This is a genomic window from Streptomyces sp. NPDC054834 (assembly GCF_053611185.1).
This window is the reverse complement of the sequence record NZ_JBSGZV010000029.1, coordinates 98,188-113,423: the sequence shown is the minus strand read 5'-3', so window position 1 is coordinate 113,423 and position 15,236 is coordinate 98,188. Positions and strand designations below refer to the sequence as shown.

The window sequence follows — 15,236 nt, the reverse complement described above, 5'->3', positions numbered from 1 at the left end:
GCCACCGGGAGGTGGCCGCCCCTCACATGTACGTCGGTGAACCGCCGGAGGCTAGTGGCCCTGCTCGTCGCGGCGGCGCTGCCAGCGCTGCTCGATCCTGTCCATCATGGAGCGCTTCTGCCGTCCCTGCCGGCGGGCCTGCGGGGCCCCGGCGGGCTGTTCGCCCGGCTTGGGGGCCTTGCGCCAGCCGGTGACGGCGAGCACCGCGCAGCCGAGCATCACGAGGAAGCCCACCACGCTGATCCAGATCTGCTGCGCGACCATTCCGGCCATGAGGAGCGCGATACCCACGAGGAAGCCTGCGACCGCCTGGTAGACCCGCCGCCGGGTGTACGTACGCAGCCCGCTTGCCTCGAGCGCCGACGCGAACTTGGGATCTTCGGCGTACAGCGCTCGCTCCATCTGCTCGAGCATGCGCTGCTCGTGCTCCGAGAGCGGCACGGAGTCCTCCTCATCGTGCAGTCGCCGGGGCGACCCGGGGGTCCCTTCAGGATAGGCAGGGAATCGCCCCCGTGAAACCCGCCCCTCTGCGCCAATTGGCCAACCGGAACCCGGCCTGACGGACCCGGCTCGCTGAGGCTTCCATTCCCCGGCAGCCGACCCGTCATGCCGAGCGGTCTCCCTCGATCATACGGCGCAAACCCCTCGATCGGGGGGCCTGTGGCGTACTCCATGCGCCGCCGACGCCCTGATCAGCGGCGTGCCCCTGGTTGCACACCAGGCGGTTCACACCCCCGGCGACACCGCCTTCTCGCCGAGGACGTGCAGCTGGGTGGCCACGGAGTGGAAGGCCGGGAGTTCGGCGGCCGCCGCCTCCAGGCTGAGCAGGGCGTCGAGGGCGCCCGGCTCGGTGTCCACGAGGACGCCGGGGACCAGGTCGGCGAAGACCCTGACGCCGTGCACGGCGCCGACTCCGAGGCCCGCGCCCTCCACCAGCGCGGTGAGCTGTTCGGCGGTGAAGCGGCGCGGCACCGGGTCGCCGGAGCCCCAGCGGCCGTCGGGGTTCTCCAGCGCCTGTTTGGCCTCCTTGAAGTGGCCCGCGAGGGCGCGGGCGAGCACCGCGCCGCCGAGCCCGGCGGCGAGCAGGCTCACGACACCCTCGGAGCGCAGCGCGGCCACCGCGTTGCGGACGCCCTCAGCGGGGTCGTCCACGTACTCCAGGACGCCGTGGCACAGCACCACGTCGTAACCGCCGCGCTCGACCACGTCGAACAGGCCGTGCGCGTCGCCCTGCACCCCCCGTACCCGGTCGGCGACTCCGGCCTCGGCGGCCCGGCGCTCCAGCGCGAACAGCGCGTTCGGGCTGGGGTCGACGACGGTGACGCGGTGGCCGAGGCGGGCGACGGGCACCGCGAAGTTGCCGCTGCCGCCGCCGGTGTCGAGGACGTCCAGCGAGTCCCGGCCCGTGGCCTTGAGTCGGCGGTCCAGGGCGTCCTGGAGCACCTCCCAGACCACGGCGGTACGGAGAGAGGCGCGAGGCCGAGAGGGGTCGGAGCGCAGCGACGCCGTTTGAGGGTGCTGGTGGGAGACGGGCGGGCGCATCGGGTCCGACACGGCGGTTGACTCCTCGGGGACGCAAGGCTCGGCGAAGGCTTCAGGCGCCTTCCACCCTATTGCCTCCCGTACCGCTCGCGGTCATCGCATCAGCCCGCGTCCGGCATCTCGCGCGGGGCGGCCGGGCTCTCCGGCTCGTCGGTGTCCTGGCGGGGCTGGGGCAGGACCGGCTGGAGCACCAGCATCCGCTCGACGATGCGGACGAACATCGCCACGTCCCGTATCAGGTCGTCGGCGTCGCGGCTGCCCACGGCACCCTGGATACCGGCCTCGGCCCGGGCACGGCGGGCGGCGCCGGAGGCGAACAGGGCGCTCCACTCGGTGAGTTCGGGCGCTATCTCGGGGAGCACTTCCCAGGCGCTGCGGATGCGGGCGCGGCGCCTGGGTGAGGGCTCGGGGCGGCCGCGTGCGGCGAGCACGGCGGCGGCGGTGCGCAGGGCGGCGAGGTGGGCCGTCGCATAGCGCTCGTTGGGGGTTTCGAGGACGGCGGCTTCTTCGAGTCCGGCGCGGGCCTGGGCGAGCAGGTCGAGGGCGGCGGGCGGGGCCGTGGACCGGCGCAGCACGGGGTGCACGTCGCTCGCCGGTCCGTTCAGTGAGGGGGCAGGGCCGGTGGCGCGGCGCCGGCGGGCGGCGGCTGCGGACGGGTTGGCCATGACGAACCTCCTGTCGTCTGGGTGACGGCACGCCCTGCTACGAGGTGCCGTATGTGCCCATCGTGAGGTATGGCACTGACAATCCGTTCTGACCTGGCCTTTTGCTTCGATCGAAGGTTCGGGCTAGTTTTTGCACTGACCAGTCAGTTCAAAAACATTCTCAGGGGGAAGGCGGGAGCCATGGACCCGTCACAGGACAGCCCGGCACCGGACCCGACAGCGGACTCGACGCCGGACCGCGCCCACGGCCTCGGCGTCACCGCCCGCGACTTCGGGCTGCGCGGGCCCCGAGGCTGGGTCTTCCGAGGCGTCTTTCTGGACGCGGAGCCCGGGTCGCTGATCGCGGTCGAGGGGCCCTCCGGTTCCGGCCGTACGTGTCTGCTGCTCGCGCTCACGGGACGCATGAAGCCCACGGAGGGAGTGGCCACCGTCGGCGGGCTCAAACTTCCCCAGCAGATGTCCGCCCTGCGCCGGGTCAGCGCCCTGGCCAACGTCGCCGGGGTCACCGACCTCGACCCGGCCCTCACCGTCGGCGAGCACCTGCGCGAACGGGCGCTGCTGCAAAGGCGTTTCGGGGGTTCCCTGCGCGGGCTGCTGCGGCCCCGGGCGGAACGTGCCGGCGAGGCCCGGCGGCGGACCGAGAGCGCGCTGGCCGCCGCGGGGCTCGACCCGGACACCCTGCCCAAGGGCGCCCGGACGGCCGTACGGGATCTGGAGCGGCTGGAGGCGCTGCGCCTGTCCGTCGCCCTGGCCCTCGTCGGCGACCCGCGGCTGCTCGCCGTGGACGACACCGACCTCAAGCTCTCCGACGCGGAGCGGGCCGAGGCGCACGCGCTCCTGGCCTCCGTCGCGGCGGCCGGGACGACGGTCGTGGCGGTGTACGCCGAGGCCCCCGAGGGCGCCGTGACCGTCTCCACCCGGCCCGAGAAGTCCACCGAGACCCGGGACGGCGAAGCGACCGACGACGAAGCCTCCGAAGAGGAAGCCGCCGCCGACGAAACCACCGACGACGAAGCGAAGGAGGCGGCCGATGCGCTCGCCGAAACTGGCCGCGCTTGAGCTCAGGCGCTTCGGCCGGGGCAAGCTCCCCCGCGCCGCCCTGGTCGCGCTCCTCGTGCTGCCCCTGCTGTACGGCGCCCTGTACCTGTGGTCCTTCTGGGACCCGTACGGCCGCCTCGACCGCATCCCCGTGGCCCTGGTGAACGACGACAAGGGGGCCACCGCGAGCGGGAAGAAGATCGCGGCGGGCGACGACATCGTCGACGGACTGCTCGACAGCCGGACCTTCGCATGGCACGAGGTGAGCGCCGCCGAGGCCCGCAGGGGCGTCGAGGACGGCACCTACTACCTGTCGCTGACCATGCCGGCCGACTTCAGCCGGCGCATCGCCTCCAGCTCGGGCCACTCCCCCGAGACGAGCGCGCTCCAGGTACGGACGAACGACGCGAACAACTACATCGTCGGGCAGATATCCCGGACGGTGTTCAGCGAGGTACGGACGGCCGCGTCCACCAAGGCCTCCCGGCAGTTCCTGGACCGGATCTTCGTCTCCTTCTCCGACATCCACGGCAAGACGGAGACGGCCGCCAAGGGCGCCGACAAGCTCGAAGGGGGCATCGGGAAGGCGGAGAAGGGCTCCAAGGACCTCGCCGACGGGCTGAAGGACGCCAAGAGCGGCAGCGGCAAGCTGGCCAAGGGCCTGAACAAGCTCGACAAGGGCGCGGGCGACCTTCAGGACGGCTCGCAGCAGGTCGCCGACGGCACCCAGACCCTCGCCGACAAGGTCAACGGGGTCTATGAGAAGGCCGGCCCCTTCGTGAAAGCCAACGAGAAGACCATCGGGGACACCGCCCAGCTCGTCGCCGACTCGGCGAAGACGGTCCGCGACAACCTCGACGTCCTGGTGAAGACGGCACCGGCCGCCGCCAAGGCCGCCCACGCGGCCTCCACCACGCTGGACGAGGTCTACAAGACGCACTGCGGGACGGCGCTGCTGCCCGACGACGTCTGCCCCGACCTGAAGAAGGCGAAGACGGCCGCCTCCGACGTGGCCGCGGTCGCCGACGACCTCAACACGCTGGTCGCCGACCAGGACGGCGACCTGAAGACGCTGCGCACGAACCTCGGCACACTCCAGAAGCAGGCCCAGGCGCTCGCCGATCGCGCCCCGCACCTCTCCGAGGACCTCGACGACGCCGTGTCCCGCGTCAACAAGCTGAACGAGGGCGCGGGCAAAGTCGCCGCGGGCGCGAGGAAGCTGCACACCGGGCTCGGCACCGCCAGGACCGGCGCGACCAGGCTCGACACGGGCATCGGTACCGCCGAGTCCGGCGCCGAGACCCTCAGCGGCGGCATGTACAAGCTCGTCGACGGCTCCGGGAAGCTCGCCGGCGGCCTGCACGACGGGGCCAAGAAGATCCCCGACTACGACAAGCGGGACCGCGACCAGCGCACCGGGGTCATGGCCGACCCGGTCCAGCTCGCCTCCGGGGACCTGCACCACGCGCCGAACTACGGCACCGGGTTCGCCCCGTACTTCATCCCGCTGTCCCTGTGGGTCGGCGCGATGGTGGCGTACATGCTGATCCCGCCGCTCAACCGGCGTGCCCTCGGGGCCGGCTCGTCCGCCTGGCGGACCGCGCTGGCGGGCTGGCTGCCGGTGGCCGCGATCGGGGTGCTCCAGACGGCCGCCCTGATGTCCGTCCTGCACTGGGCGATCGGCCTGGAGATGACCCGGGCGGCCGGGACGGTGGGCTTCCTGTTCCTGGTGGCGGCCTGCTTCGCGGCGATCGTGCAGTGGCTGAACGCGCGCTTCGGCGCGGCCGGCCGGATCCTGGTGCTCGCCCTGCTCATGCTCCAGCTGACCTCCGCGGGCGGTACCTACCCGGTGCAGACCAGTCCCCGCTTCTTCAACGCGATCCACCCCTTCCTGCCGATGAGCTACGTCGTGCAGGCTCTGCGCAGGCTCATCACGGGCGGTGGCCTCGGCCCGGTGTGGCTGGCCTGCGGCGTGCTGACGGCGTTCACCGCGGGCGCCCTCGCCCTCACCGCCCTGTCGGCCCGCCGCCACCAGGTGTGGACCCTGGACCGGCTGCATCCCGAGCTGAGCCTGTGACCTCGCCTTTCGTGTCCCCTTCGGACGCCGTTCCTGTGAGAATCGACGTCATGGAAAGCAGCAGCGCCACGTCGGGTGGCAGCACGCGCCGCGAGGCCACCCGGCAGAAGCTCTACGAGGCTGCCGTCACGCTCATCGCCGAACAGGGCTTCTCCGCCACCACGGTGGACGAGATCGCCGAGCGTGCCGGGGTCGCGAAGGGCACGGTCTACTACAACTTCGCGAGCAAGTCGGTTCTCTTCGAGGAACTGCTGCGGCACGGCGTCGGCCTCCTCACCGCGTCCCTGCGCGAGGCGGCCGAGCGGACGGCACGCGAGGGCGGCAGCAGGGTCGACGCCCTGGACGCCATGGTCCGGGCCGGGCTGGTCTTCATCGACCGCTATCCGGCCTTCACCCAGCTGTACGTGGCCGAGCTGTGGCGCACCAACCGGGCCTGGCAGTCCACGCTGATGGTGGTCCGGCAGGAGGCCGTCGCCGTCGTGGAGGGCGTGCTGCGCGAGGGCGTGGCGAACGGCGAGTTCAGCGAGGAGATCGACGTGCAGCTGACGGCGGCAGCGCTGGTCGGCATGGTGCTGGTGGCCGCGCTGGACTGGAAGTCGTTCCAGCCGGAGCGGTCCCTGGACGACGTCCACGCGGCGCTGTCCCGGCTGCTCCAGGGGCGGGTCAGCGGGAAGGGCTGAGCCAGTGCCCCGGCAGTAGCCGCACGCGCGCGTGCACGGAAAAGCGCCGGTCCGTCGTGGCCGCGTCCCCCGCGGGCCACCTCGAACCGGCGCTTCCCTCTTGCTCCCCCGTACGCCCCCGTCGGACCCCCCGTTCGGTCGTCCCCCGGGTAGCCCCCGTGCCTCGCTTCCGCCGACGGATCGGCGGAAGGAGCGGATCCGAGGGCCGCTCCGTTCCGGCGCCCCGTGTCGCCGGTGCCGGAGCCGTGCCCCTTCTCCGTGTCTCCACTCTCTCGTTCGCGCAGGTGGCAGCCCATCCGTGCGCGTACTCATCTCATGCACTAGGTACGGATACTCAGCCCTGCGCGCTCATCCCCAGCCCGTGGCCGGGATCGCCGGTGGGGGTCGATAAAGTCGCAGGCATGGCACGGATTGCGGTGATCGGCGCCGGGATGGGCGCGATGGCGGCCGCCGCCCGGCTGGCCGTCGCGGGCCACCGGGTGGCGGTGTACGAGCGTACGGAGACGTACGGCGGTGCGGTGCGCCGGTTCGAGCGGGACGGGTTCCGCTTCGACACCGGCCCCGGGCTGCTCCACCTGCCCGCGGTCTACCGCGACCTGTTCGTCAAGACCGGCAAGGAGCCGCTGGAGGCCTGCGTCGAGCTGGTGCAGGTCGACCCTTCGTCCCGGCACGTCTTCGCGGACGGCACCGAGGTGTCGTTGCCGAACGCCTCGCGCGCGGGTGTCGTCGCCGCCCTGGACGAAGCACTGGGCGCGGGCGCGGGCGGGCGCTGGGGGGACTTCCTGGTGCGGGCGCGCGAGGCCTGGGACCGCACCCGGCGTCCCTTGCTGGAGGAGCCCCTGTGGCCGAACTGGCGTGTGCTGGCGGAGCGGGACCCCTATCCCTCGGTCCCGCACAAGCGGCTGCTGCGCACCCGGCGGGCGTCCACGCTCACCGAGGTCGGGGAGTGGGAGCTGCGCGACCCGCGTCTCGCGGCGCTCCTGGAGAGCCACGCGCTCGCGTACGGCCTCGAACCCCGCACCGCTCCGGCGAGCGCGGCCGTACTGCCGTACATGGAGCACGCCTTCGGCACCTGGTATGTGCGGGGCGGCATCCGGGAGTTGGCGTGCGCGGTGTACGAGCGGTGCGTGGCGCGCCGGGTGGAGTTCATCTTCGGCGCGGAGGTCACCGGCATCCTGGAGAAGGAAGGCCGGGCGGCGGGGGTGGAGCTGGTGGACGGCACGGTGGTCGAGGCCGACCACGTGGTGGCGGACGTGGACCCGGTGCGGCTGCGGAGTCTGACGGAGCATCCGCTCGACGCGGACGGGGATGTACGAACCGAGACCCTGAGGTCCCGTCCGGGCCGGTTCACCATGCTGCTGGCACTGCGCGGCGAGCGCGAGGCCGGTGCCGCGCACCGTACCGTCGTGCACGCGCCGGACGCCGAGATCGAGCAGGACTTCCTGGCCTCCCCCGGCGGCGACGAGCCGGTGCGCCCCACGGTGACCGTGCTGCGGCCCGACGACCCCGCCATGCGTCCGGCGGGTGCCTACGAGTCGGTGGTCGTCTCGGCGGTGGTGCCGACGGATGCGGGCTGGGAACAGGAGAGCCTGGTCGCGCGCTTCGCCGACCTCGTCCTGGACGCCACCGAGGCCGCAATTCCCGGCCTGCGCGAGCGGCTGATCTGGCACGAGGTGCGGACGCCCGGCGCCGTGGAGGCCGAGACGGGCGCCGTTTTCGGGGCCGTTCCCGCTCCCGCGCTCGCCGCCGCGGACGGCCGCTTCCTGCATCCGGCGAACACCACACGCCTGCCGGGCCTGTACCGGGTGGGCGGCTGGTCACACCCCGGCGGTGGACTCCCCCACGCCGGCATGTCCGGCGCGCTGGTGGCGGGGCTGATCGTGGAGGGGCCGGACTTCCGCGGCTCCCAGTGAGGCCCGCTCCGGGGCCTCAGAAACGGTACTGCTCGTCGAACCCGTTCCCCTGCTGCTGACCGCCCGTCTGGTAGGGGTACGGCTGCTCGGCGGGGAGTTCACCGCCATAGGAACCGTCGGTGCGCTGCTGCGGGACCCAGACGCCGTCCGCGGGAGTCTCGCCGTAGCCGCCGGTGCCGTACTGGCCCTGGCCGTAATCCTGCTGGTCGTAGTGCTGGCCGCCGTACGTCTGGTCGTAGCCGGGTGCGCCGTAGGGGTCGGAGTAGCCGCTGTACTGCTGCTGGCCGCCGGCGTCGTAGCCGTACTGCTGCTGGCCGTAGCCGGAGTAGTCGTACGCGTACGACTGGTCGGTGCCCTGGGCGGCTGTCGCGTAGGTGTCCTGGTACTGGGCTGCGGACGGTTGGGCGGAACCCGAGAAGGAGTCGCCGTATATGCCGTACGTACCGGTGTCGTCGGGCAGGGGCTGCGGCTCGTAGACCGCGGTGGTCTCCGCGGCGGTGGGCCCGGCGGAGCGGGCGGCGGGGGCGAAGACGTCGTCGCGGTCGTAGTCGTCGCCGTAGCCGGCGCTGTCGTCGCCGTAGCCGGCCGCCCGCGTCCCCTGGAGGTCGGAGACCTCGAGGGCCGGGTCCTGGCGCTCGGGTTCGCCGCGGCGGCGCTTGCTCTTGCCGGTGGCGCCGGGCTCCGGACGGCTGACCGCCCAGCCGGCGGCGAAGCCGCGGCGGAACGACAGCGTGACGTAGGTCTGCCCGACCGCGAAGGCGGCCGCGCCCAGGCCGATGACCGGCACGGACGGGATCAGCACACCGACCACGACACCGAGGAAGCCGACGAAGGCGAGCAGCCGCCAGCGCAGCCGCGCCTTGTACTGAAGCAGCACCTCACCGAGCAACCACAGCGCGACGATGCCGAACGCGATGTAGAGGACCGTCCAGCCCATGTACGCCCCTCTCCCAGTGGCCGCTACGCAGTGTGTCGTATCGCGGTGCGGCCGGTCTAGGCCTGCGGGGGATGGTGCAGGCCCAGGTTCTCGTAGATTTCCAGCGTCGCCGTGGAGTTGTTGAGCGTGATGAAGTGCAGTCCGGGCACTCCCTCGGACAGCAGCCGTGCGCAGAACTCCGTGGCGAATTCGATACCGATGGAGCGTACCGCCGCCGGATCGTCTTTCGCTGTGAGGATCCGCTCTTTGAGGGCGGGCGGGAAGACGGCGTTGCTGAGCTTCGGCAACCGTTGCAGCATCTTCACGCTGGTCACCGGCAGTACCTCGGGGATGACCGGGGTCTCGCAGCCCGCGGCGGCCACCCGGTCGCGCAGGCGCAGATAGGACTCCGGCTGGAAGAACATCTGCGTGATCGCGTAGTCGGCGCCGGCCCGGCACTTGTCCACGAAGTGCGCGACGTCGGCGTCCCATTCGGAGGAGCGCGGGTGCATCTCCGGGAACGCGGCGACACCCACGCAGAAGTCGCCGGACTCCTTGATGAGCCGGACCAGCTCGGCCGCGTAGGTCAGGCCCTGGGGATGCGGCACCCAGTCGCCCATCGGGTCGCCGGGCGGGTCGCCGCGCACGGCCAGCATGTTGCGGATCCCGGCGTCCGCGTACTGGCCGATGATGTTGCGCAGTTCGGCGATGGAGTGGTTGACCGCGGTGAGGTGGGCGACCGGCGTCAGCGTGGTGTCGACGACGATCTGCTGGGTCTCCTTGACCGTGGTGGCGCGGGTGGAACCGCCGGCGCCGTACGTCACGGAGACGAAGTCGGGCGCCACCGCCTCGACCCGGCGCAGCGCGTTCCACAGGTTCCGCTCGCCCTGGGGGGTCTTGGGCGCGTAGAACTCGAAGGAGTACGTCGTTTTGCCGGTGCCGAGGATGTCACGCACCGTACGCGCGCGATCGGACCTGGTTGATGCGGTTCCGAGGGCCATACCGGCAGGTTAGCCAGGGGCGGCCGGTCCCCCAACCGAGAGCCGGACATTTGCCCGAATTGTCGGCCTGTTGTCCACCCATTGGACACACGTGGACACCTGCGGGTACGGCGTCACGCCTGCCGGAGCCGCTTGGCGAACTCCGCCGCCGCCGCTCCCGGGTCCGAGGCCTCCGTGATCGCCCGTACGACGACCACCCTGCGGGCCCCCGCGTCCAGGACCTCGTCGAGATTGCCCAGGTCGATGCCGCCGATGGCGAACCAGGGGCGGTCGGTGCCCAGTGCGGCGGTGTGCCGGACCAGGTCGAGGCCGGGTGCGTGCCGGCCGGGCTTGGTGGGGGTGGGCCAGCACGGGCCGGTGCAGAAGTAGTCGACGCCCTCCTGGACGGCGGCGGCCTCCGCCTCGGCCTCGGCGTGCGTGGACCGGCCTATGAGGACGTCCGCGCCGAGGATCGCGCGGGCCGCGGGCACCGGGAGGTCGCCCTGGCCGAGGTGGAGCACGTCCGAGGCGGCGGCGTGGGCGACGTCCGCGCGGTCGTTGACCGCGAGCAGCTTGCCGTGCCGGGCGCAGGCGTCGGCGAGGACCGCGAGGTGCTCCAGCTCCTCGGCGGCCTCCATGCCCTTGTCCCGCAGCTGCACGATGTCCACACCGCCGGCCAGCACCGCGTCCAGGAACTCGGCGAGGTCGCCCTGCCGCTTCCGAGCGTCCGTGCACAGGTAGAGCCGGGCGTCGGCGAGGCGGTCGCGGGCGGTGGCGGTGTCAGACATGCGTGGGTCCCCCGTTGTCGGTGCGCTGTCGGCGGCGTACGGGCCGATGGCCGGGGCCGGTCACCGGCCGCCCGCTCCCTGACGGGTGCGAGAGGCCGTGGCCCACCGTGGCCGGGTTCCCGGGGGCCGCGGCCCGTACGCCGGACGGTGTTCGGTTCGGATGGTCCGGGTCAGACGGCGAGCGCCTGGGCGCGGCGCTTCACCTCCGTGCCGCGATTCTCGCTCAGGGCCTGCGCGGGGGTGCCGGGGAGGCTCGGGTCCGGGGTGAAGAGCCATTCCAGCATTTCTTCGTCCGTGAAGCCGTCGTCCCTGAGGAGCGTCAAGGTCCCGGACAGTCCCTTGACGACCTTGTCCCCGTCGATGAAGGCGGCGGGGACGTGCAGCGCCCGGTTCTCACCACGGCGTACGGCGATGAGCTGGCCCTCCTTGACCAGGTGCCGAACACGTGTCACCTCCACGCCGAGCTTTTCGGCGATGTCGGGCAGGTTGAGCCAGGCGGGGACGAGAGCATCGATCTTCGCGTCAATCTCGGTCACGGGAACAAGCCTGCCATCTGCCACCGACACTCGGAAGTCAGGCCGGTCCACATGGGGCGACATGCCAGGTCCCGGGCCCTATGCCGTGGCGTCCTTCAGGGGTCTCGCCGGGTCGGCCAGCATCTCCGGCCGCATCGGTGTACCCGCCTCGATCAGCCGTCGCCCCTGGGCCAGGTCCCTCGGGCGTCCCACGGCGAGCAGGGCCACCAGCCGGTCCTCCTTCAGCCAGCAGACCGTCCACGCGGGGCCGGCCGGATCGCCGCGCCACAGGGTGCGGTCGGCCGCCCCGTGGTGACCGGCGTACTGGACGAAGCGGCCGAACTGCTCGGACCAGAAGTACGGCACGGGATCGTAGACCGCGGGGGTCTCGCCCATGATGTTGGCGGCGACCGTGCGCGGGCCCTGGAGGGCGTTGTCCCAGTGGTGGACGAGCAGCCGCTCCCCGTACCGCCGGGAGGGGAAGGAGGCGCAGTCGCCGACCGCGTACACGTCCGGGGCGGAGGTCCGCAGGTGCTCGTCGGCCACCACCTCGCCGTGCGTGCCGAGTTCGATGCCGGAGCCGGCCAGCCACGCCGTGGCGGGGCGGGCACCGATGCCGACGACGACGGCGCCAGCGGGCACCCGCGAGCCGTCGTCGAGCACCACCGCGCTCGGCTCGACGCGCTCCACGCGCGCGTGGGTGCGCAACACGGCGCCGCTGTCGGCGTACCAGGACACCATCGGCGCGGCCACCTCGGCCGGGAGCGCGCCGGCGAGGGGGCGGTCCGCCGCTTCCACGACCGTCACCGCACAGCCCGACTCGCGGGCCGCCGTGGCGAACTCGGCGCCGATCCAGCCCGCGCCGACGACCACGATGTCGTGCTGCCGGGCGAGTACCGGCCGCAGCCGTTCGGCGTCGTCGAGGGTGCGCAGCAGGTGCACGCCGGGGACGCCCTCCGCGCCGGGCAGCCGGATCGGTTCGGCGCCGGTGGCCAGGACCAGGACGTCGTACGGCACGGGCCCGGCCTCGGTGTCGGCCTCGTGGTCGCCCGGGCGCACGCCCAGCGCCTCGCGGCCGAGCAGGAGTTCGATGTCGAGCGCCTCGAAGTCGACGTCGAAGGCGGAGCCCTCGGCCTTGCCGAGCAGCACAGCCTTGGACAGCGGGGGCCGGTCGTACGGCTGGTGGGGTTCGGCGCCGATCAGCGTCACGGTGCCCCGGAAGCCCTGTTCGCGCAGCGCGACCGCGGTCTGCACCCCGGCCATGCCCGCGCCGACGACGACCACGCGCCGCGCCTGTGACGTGCCCTGTTCCCGCGTCTGCTCGCTCACTCGATCACCATAGTCAACTGACTCTTCGTCAGTCAGGGGGCGTGCTCAGTGACCTGTTCCACAACGCTCGTACCCGCTCCGGGCTGGGATTCCCACTCCCAGGTCTCCTCCAGCCGCACCCGGCCGTCGGGCAGCTCGACGACCGTGGACGCGCAGTGTCCGCCGGAGGTGGTGCCGTCCCGCTTCAGCTGCACGTACCGGAAGTCCAGCCGGTCCCCCTCCCGAGTGCCCACCAGATACCCGCGTACGACATCGCCGCCCGCGTACTCGGCCCAGATATCGCCGTCCTTCTCGTGGTAGGCGAACCGGGTGCGCGTACCCACCTGTCCCGGTGCCTGGTCCGTGACGGGGGCGAGGATCAGACCGTCGAGCGAGCGGGCCATCGGCGGAGGCCTCCTTACACGTCAGATGCTCTGCGGGCTAGGGTGGCCACCGTACAAGCACTCGCGGGAGCCCGGACGTACCGGGCTGAGAGGGAGGCTGGCGGCCTCCGACCGTACGAACCTGATCCGGGTCATGCCGGCGAAGGGAGGGGCTGGACGCCCATGTCGTCACGTACGTCCGACGTCCTCGTCATCGGGGGCGGGATCATCGGCCTGGTCACCGCCTGGCGGGCCGCGCAGCGCGGCCTGGCCACGGCCGTGGTGGACCCGGAGCCGGGCGGCGGCGCCGCCCAGGTGGCGGCCGGGATGCTGGCCGCCGTCACGGAACTGCACCACGGCGAGCAGACGCTGCTCGGCCTGAACCTGGCGTCGGCCCGCCGCTATCCGGACTTCGCGGCCGAGCTGACCGAGCTCACCGGCCTGGACCTCGGCTACCGCAGATGCGGCACGCTCGCCGTCGCACTGGACGCCGACGACCGCGCCCACCTGCGCGAGCTGCACGCCCTTCAGCACCGGTCGGGCCTGGAGTCGGAGTGGCTGTCCGGGCGGGAGTGCCGGCGGCTCGAACCGATGCTCGCGCCGGGGGTGCGCGGGGGGCTGCGGGTGGACGGCGACCACCAGATCGACCCGCGCCGGCTGGCGGCCGCGCTGCTCGCCGCGTGCGAGCGCGCCGGGGTGGTCTTCCACCGGGTGTGGGCCGAGCGCTTCGACGTCGTACGGGGCCGGGCGGCCGGCGTCACCGCCTCGGACGGCGGTGAGCTGCGCGCGGGCCAGGTGGTGCTGGCCGCCGGAAGCCTGAGCGGGCGGCTCGCGGGCCTGCCCGAGGACCTGCTGCCGCCGGTGCGGCCGGTGAAGGGCCAGGTGGTGCGGTTGACCGTGCCGGAGCGGTACGCGCCGTTCCTCAGCCGGACCGTACGGGCCGTGGTGCGCGGCAGCCACGTCTACCTGGTGCCCCGGGAGAACGGTGAGCTGGTCGTCGGGGCCACCAGCGAGGAGCTGGGCTGGGACACGACGGTGACCGCGGGCGGGGTGTACCAGCTGCTGCGCGACGCGCACGAGCTGGTGCCCGGCATCACCGAGCTGCCGCTCGCCGAGACCCGGGCCGGACTGCGGCCCGGCTCACCCGACAACGCGCCGCTGCTCGGCCCGACCGGTCTGGACGGGCTGCTGCTGGCCACCGGGCACTACCGCAACGGCGTGCTGCTCACGCCCGTCACCGGGGACGCCCTGGCGCACGCCCTGACCACCGGCGAGCTGCCCGAGGAGGCCCGCCCGTTCACCCTCAAGCGCTTCAGTACGGCACTCACGGAGCAGCCCGCATGAACATCTCCGTCAACGGGGAGCGCCGGGAGATCGCCCCCGGCACCGCTCTCGACGCCCTCGTGAACTCCCTCACCGCGGCGCCACGCGGAGTGGCCGCCGCGCTCAACGAAACCGTCGTCCCGCGCGCGCAGTGGCCGTCCACGGCCCTGGCCGAGGGTGACCGCGTAGAAGTCCTCACCGCCGTCCAGGGAGGCTGACCATGGCTGACGACCCCTTCGTCCTCGGCGGTACGTCCTTCACGTCCCGCCTGATCATGGGTACGGGCGGTGCGCCCAGCCTCGAGGTGCTGGAGCGGGCGCTGGTCATCTCCGGCACGGAGCTGACGACCGTGGCGATGCGACGGGTGGACCCCGGTGTGCACGGCTCGGTGCTGTCGGTGCTGGAGCGGCTCGGCATCCGGGTGCTGCCGAACACGGCGGGGTGCTTCACCGCCGGGGAGGCCGTGCTCACCGCCCGGCTGGCGCGCGAGGCGCTGGGGACCGATCTGGTGAAGCTGGAGGTCATCGCGGACGAGCGCACGCTGCTGCCGGATCCGATCGAGCTGCTGGACGCGGCGGAGACGCTGGTCGACGACGGGTTCACGGTGCTGCCGTACACCAATGACGATCCCGTGCTGGCGCGGAAGCTGGAGGACGTCGGCTGTGCGGCGATCATGCCGCTGGGGTCGCCGATCGGGTCCGGGCTGGGGATCCGCAATCCCCACAACTTCCAGCTGATCGTCGAGCACGCGCGCGTGCCGGTGATCCTGGACGCGGGCGCCGGTACGGCGTCGGACGTGGCGCTGGCGATGGAGCTGGGGTGTGCGGGGGTGATGCTGGCCTCGGCCGTCACGCGGGCGCAGGAGCCGGTTCTGATGGCGGAGGCGATGCGGCGCGCGGTCGAGGCGGGGCGCCTGGCGCGGCGGGCGGGGCGGATTCCCCGGCGGCATTTCGCCGAGGCGTCTTCTCCTGCGGAGGGCTTGGCCGCGTTCGATCCTGAGCGACCTGCGTTCTGAGCGGGGTACAGTCCCGTTTTTGTCTCCCACCCACGCACCACCCGTTTCCAGTTGGTCGAGGGGTGGACGTTCCCTTGGGGGGTTTTCGCCGTC

Annotated in this window: 16 protein-coding genes and 1 riboswitch; of the genes, 7 read left to right on the top strand and 9 right to left on the bottom strand. The window is 72.6% G+C overall.

Annotation, left to right across the window (positions count from 1 at the left end):
* Positions 1–51: 51 nt before the first annotated feature.
* The 3 genes from ACWGJM_RS31970 to ACWGJM_RS31960 form a co-directional block, all read right to left on the bottom strand.
* Positions 52–441: a DUF3040 domain-containing protein gene (locus tag ACWGJM_RS31970; protein ID WP_453415222.1), complete on the bottom strand. Its 390-nt coding sequence runs from the start codon at positions 439–441 to the stop codon at positions 52–54.
* A gap of 285 nt (positions 442–726) precedes the next feature.
* Complete coding sequence (locus ACWGJM_RS31965; RefSeq protein ID WP_453415221.1) at positions 727–1,554, bottom strand: methyltransferase; 828 nt, start codon at positions 1,552–1,554, stop codon at positions 727–729.
* Positions 1,555–1,643: 89 nt separating this feature from the next.
* Complete coding sequence (locus ACWGJM_RS31960) at positions 1,644–2,207, bottom strand: SAV_6107 family HEPN domain-containing protein (protein ID WP_453415220.1); 564 nt, start codon at positions 2,205–2,207, stop codon at positions 1,644–1,646.
* A 180-nt stretch (positions 2,208–2,387) separates the two neighbouring features.
* Here ACWGJM_RS31960 and ACWGJM_RS31955 point away from each other — a divergent pair, with 180 nt between their 5' ends.
* From ACWGJM_RS31955 to ACWGJM_RS31940, 4 genes are all read left to right on the top strand, one after another.
* On the top strand, positions 2,388–3,266 hold the full coding sequence (locus ACWGJM_RS31955) for an ATP-binding cassette domain-containing protein (RefSeq protein WP_453415219.1): 879 nt from the start codon (positions 2,388–2,390) through the stop codon (positions 3,264–3,266).
* The gene (locus ACWGJM_RS31950) at positions 3,238–5,322 is read left to right on the top strand and encodes a YhgE/Pip family protein (RefSeq protein ID WP_453415218.1); all 2,085 of its coding nucleotides are present in this window, start codon (positions 3,238–3,240) and stop codon (positions 5,320–5,322) included. Before ACWGJM_RS31955 ends, ACWGJM_RS31950 begins: the two co-directional genes overlap by 29 nt.
* Positions 5,323–5,372: 50 nt before the next feature.
* Complete coding sequence (locus tag ACWGJM_RS31945) at positions 5,373–6,002, top strand: TetR/AcrR family transcriptional regulator (RefSeq protein ID WP_361437429.1); 630 nt, start codon at positions 5,373–5,375, stop codon at positions 6,000–6,002.
* Positions 6,003–6,403: 401 nt separating this feature from the next.
* A complete protein-coding gene (locus ACWGJM_RS31940) occupies positions 6,404–7,915 on the top strand; it encodes a phytoene desaturase family protein (RefSeq protein WP_453415217.1) in 1,512 nt (503 codons plus the stop codon).
* Between the two features lie 16 nt (positions 7,916–7,931).
* On the opposite strand, the gene ACWGJM_RS31935 is transcribed toward ACWGJM_RS31940, so the two are convergent.
* From ACWGJM_RS31935 to ACWGJM_RS31910, 6 genes are all read right to left on the bottom strand, one after another.
* Positions 7,932–8,852, bottom strand: a complete 921-nt coding sequence (locus tag ACWGJM_RS31935; RefSeq protein ID WP_453415216.1) for an SCO2102 family sporulation regulator — start codon at positions 8,850–8,852, stop codon at positions 7,932–7,934.
* A 56-nt stretch (positions 8,853–8,908) separates the two neighbouring features.
* The gene (gene metF, locus ACWGJM_RS31930) at positions 8,909–9,832 is read right to left on the bottom strand and encodes a methylenetetrahydrofolate reductase [NAD(P)H] (RefSeq protein ID WP_453415215.1); all 924 of its coding nucleotides are present in this window, start codon (positions 9,830–9,832) and stop codon (positions 8,909–8,911) included.
* 113 nt (positions 9,833–9,945) lie between these two features.
* The gene (gene thiE / locus ACWGJM_RS31925; RefSeq protein WP_453415214.1) at positions 9,946–10,599 is read right to left on the bottom strand and encodes a thiamine phosphate synthase; all 654 of its coding nucleotides are present in this window, start codon (positions 10,597–10,599) and stop codon (positions 9,946–9,948) included.
* Positions 10,600–10,769: 170 nt separating this feature from the next.
* The gene (locus tag ACWGJM_RS31920) at positions 10,770–11,135 is read right to left on the bottom strand and encodes an Rv2175c family DNA-binding protein (protein ID WP_453415213.1); all 366 of its coding nucleotides are present in this window, start codon (positions 11,133–11,135) and stop codon (positions 10,770–10,772) included.
* 78 nt (positions 11,136–11,213) lie between these two features.
* Positions 11,214–12,443, bottom strand: a complete 1,230-nt coding sequence (locus ACWGJM_RS31915; protein WP_453415212.1) for an NAD(P)/FAD-dependent oxidoreductase — start codon at positions 12,441–12,443, stop codon at positions 11,214–11,216.
* Between the two features lie 32 nt (positions 12,444–12,475).
* Complete coding sequence (locus ACWGJM_RS31910; protein WP_453415211.1) at positions 12,476–12,826, bottom strand: hypothetical protein; 351 nt, start codon at positions 12,824–12,826, stop codon at positions 12,476–12,478.
* Between the two features lie 53 nt (positions 12,827–12,879).
* Positions 12,880–12,991: riboswitch (TPP riboswitch) on the top strand.
* On the opposite strand from ACWGJM_RS31910, the gene thiO reads away from it, so the two are divergent.
* The 3 genes from thiO to ACWGJM_RS31895 all read left to right on the top strand — a co-directional run bounded on the left by thiO (position 12,989) and on the right by ACWGJM_RS31895 (position 15,143).
* Complete coding sequence (thiO, locus tag ACWGJM_RS31905) at positions 12,989–14,149, top strand: glycine oxidase ThiO (RefSeq protein WP_453415210.1); 1,161 nt, start codon at positions 12,989–12,991, stop codon at positions 14,147–14,149. (Overlaps the previous riboswitch by 3 nt.)
* On the top strand, positions 14,146–14,346 hold the full coding sequence (gene thiS / locus ACWGJM_RS31900) for a sulfur carrier protein ThiS (RefSeq protein WP_453415209.1): 201 nt from the start codon (positions 14,146–14,148) through the stop codon (positions 14,344–14,346). Before thiO ends, thiS begins: the two co-directional genes overlap by 4 nt.
* Before the next feature lie 2 nt (positions 14,347–14,348).
* Positions 14,349–15,143, top strand: coding sequence for a thiazole synthase (locus ACWGJM_RS31895; protein ID WP_453415208.1), 795 nt, complete (start codon positions 14,349–14,351; stop codon positions 15,141–15,143).
* Positions 15,144–15,236: the final 93 nt, after the last annotated feature.

Coding starts and splice junctions, on each gene's coding strand:
- ACWGJM_RS31960 (WP_453415220.1), bottom strand. CDS start 2,207: ATGGCCAACCCGTCCGCAGCCGCCGCCCGCCGGCGCCGCGCCACCGGC.
- ACWGJM_RS31955 (WP_453415219.1), top strand. CDS start 2,388: ATGGACCCGTCACAGGACAGCCCGGCACCGGACCCGACAGCGGACTCG.
- ACWGJM_RS31950 (WP_453415218.1), top strand. CDS start 3,238: ATGCGCTCGCCGAAACTGGCCGCGCTTGAGCTCAGGCGCTTCGGCCGG.
- ACWGJM_RS31945 (WP_361437429.1), top strand. CDS start 5,373: ATGGAAAGCAGCAGCGCCACGTCGGGTGGCAGCACGCGCCGCGAGGCC.
- ACWGJM_RS31940 (WP_453415217.1), top strand. CDS start 6,404: ATGGCACGGATTGCGGTGATCGGCGCCGGGATGGGCGCGATGGCGGCC.
- ACWGJM_RS31935 (WP_453415216.1), bottom strand. CDS start 8,852: ATGGGCTGGACGGTCCTCTACATCGCGTTCGGCATCGTCGCGCTGTGG.
- metF (WP_453415215.1), bottom strand. CDS start 9,832: ATGGCCCTCGGAACCGCATCAACCAGGTCCGATCGCGCGCGTACGGTG.
- thiE (WP_453415214.1), bottom strand. CDS start 10,599: ATGTCTGACACCGCCACCGCCCGCGACCGCCTCGCCGACGCCCGGCTC.
- ACWGJM_RS31910 (WP_453415211.1), bottom strand. CDS start 12,826: ATGGCCCGCTCGCTCGACGGTCTGATCCTCGCCCCCGTCACGGACCAG.
- thiO (WP_453415210.1), top strand. CDS start 12,989: ATGTCGTCACGTACGTCCGACGTCCTCGTCATCGGGGGCGGGATCATC.
- thiS (WP_453415209.1), top strand. CDS start 14,146: ATGAACATCTCCGTCAACGGGGAGCGCCGGGAGATCGCCCCCGGCACC.
- ACWGJM_RS31895 (WP_453415208.1), top strand. CDS start 14,349: ATGGCTGACGACCCCTTCGTCCTCGGCGGTACGTCCTTCACGTCCCGC.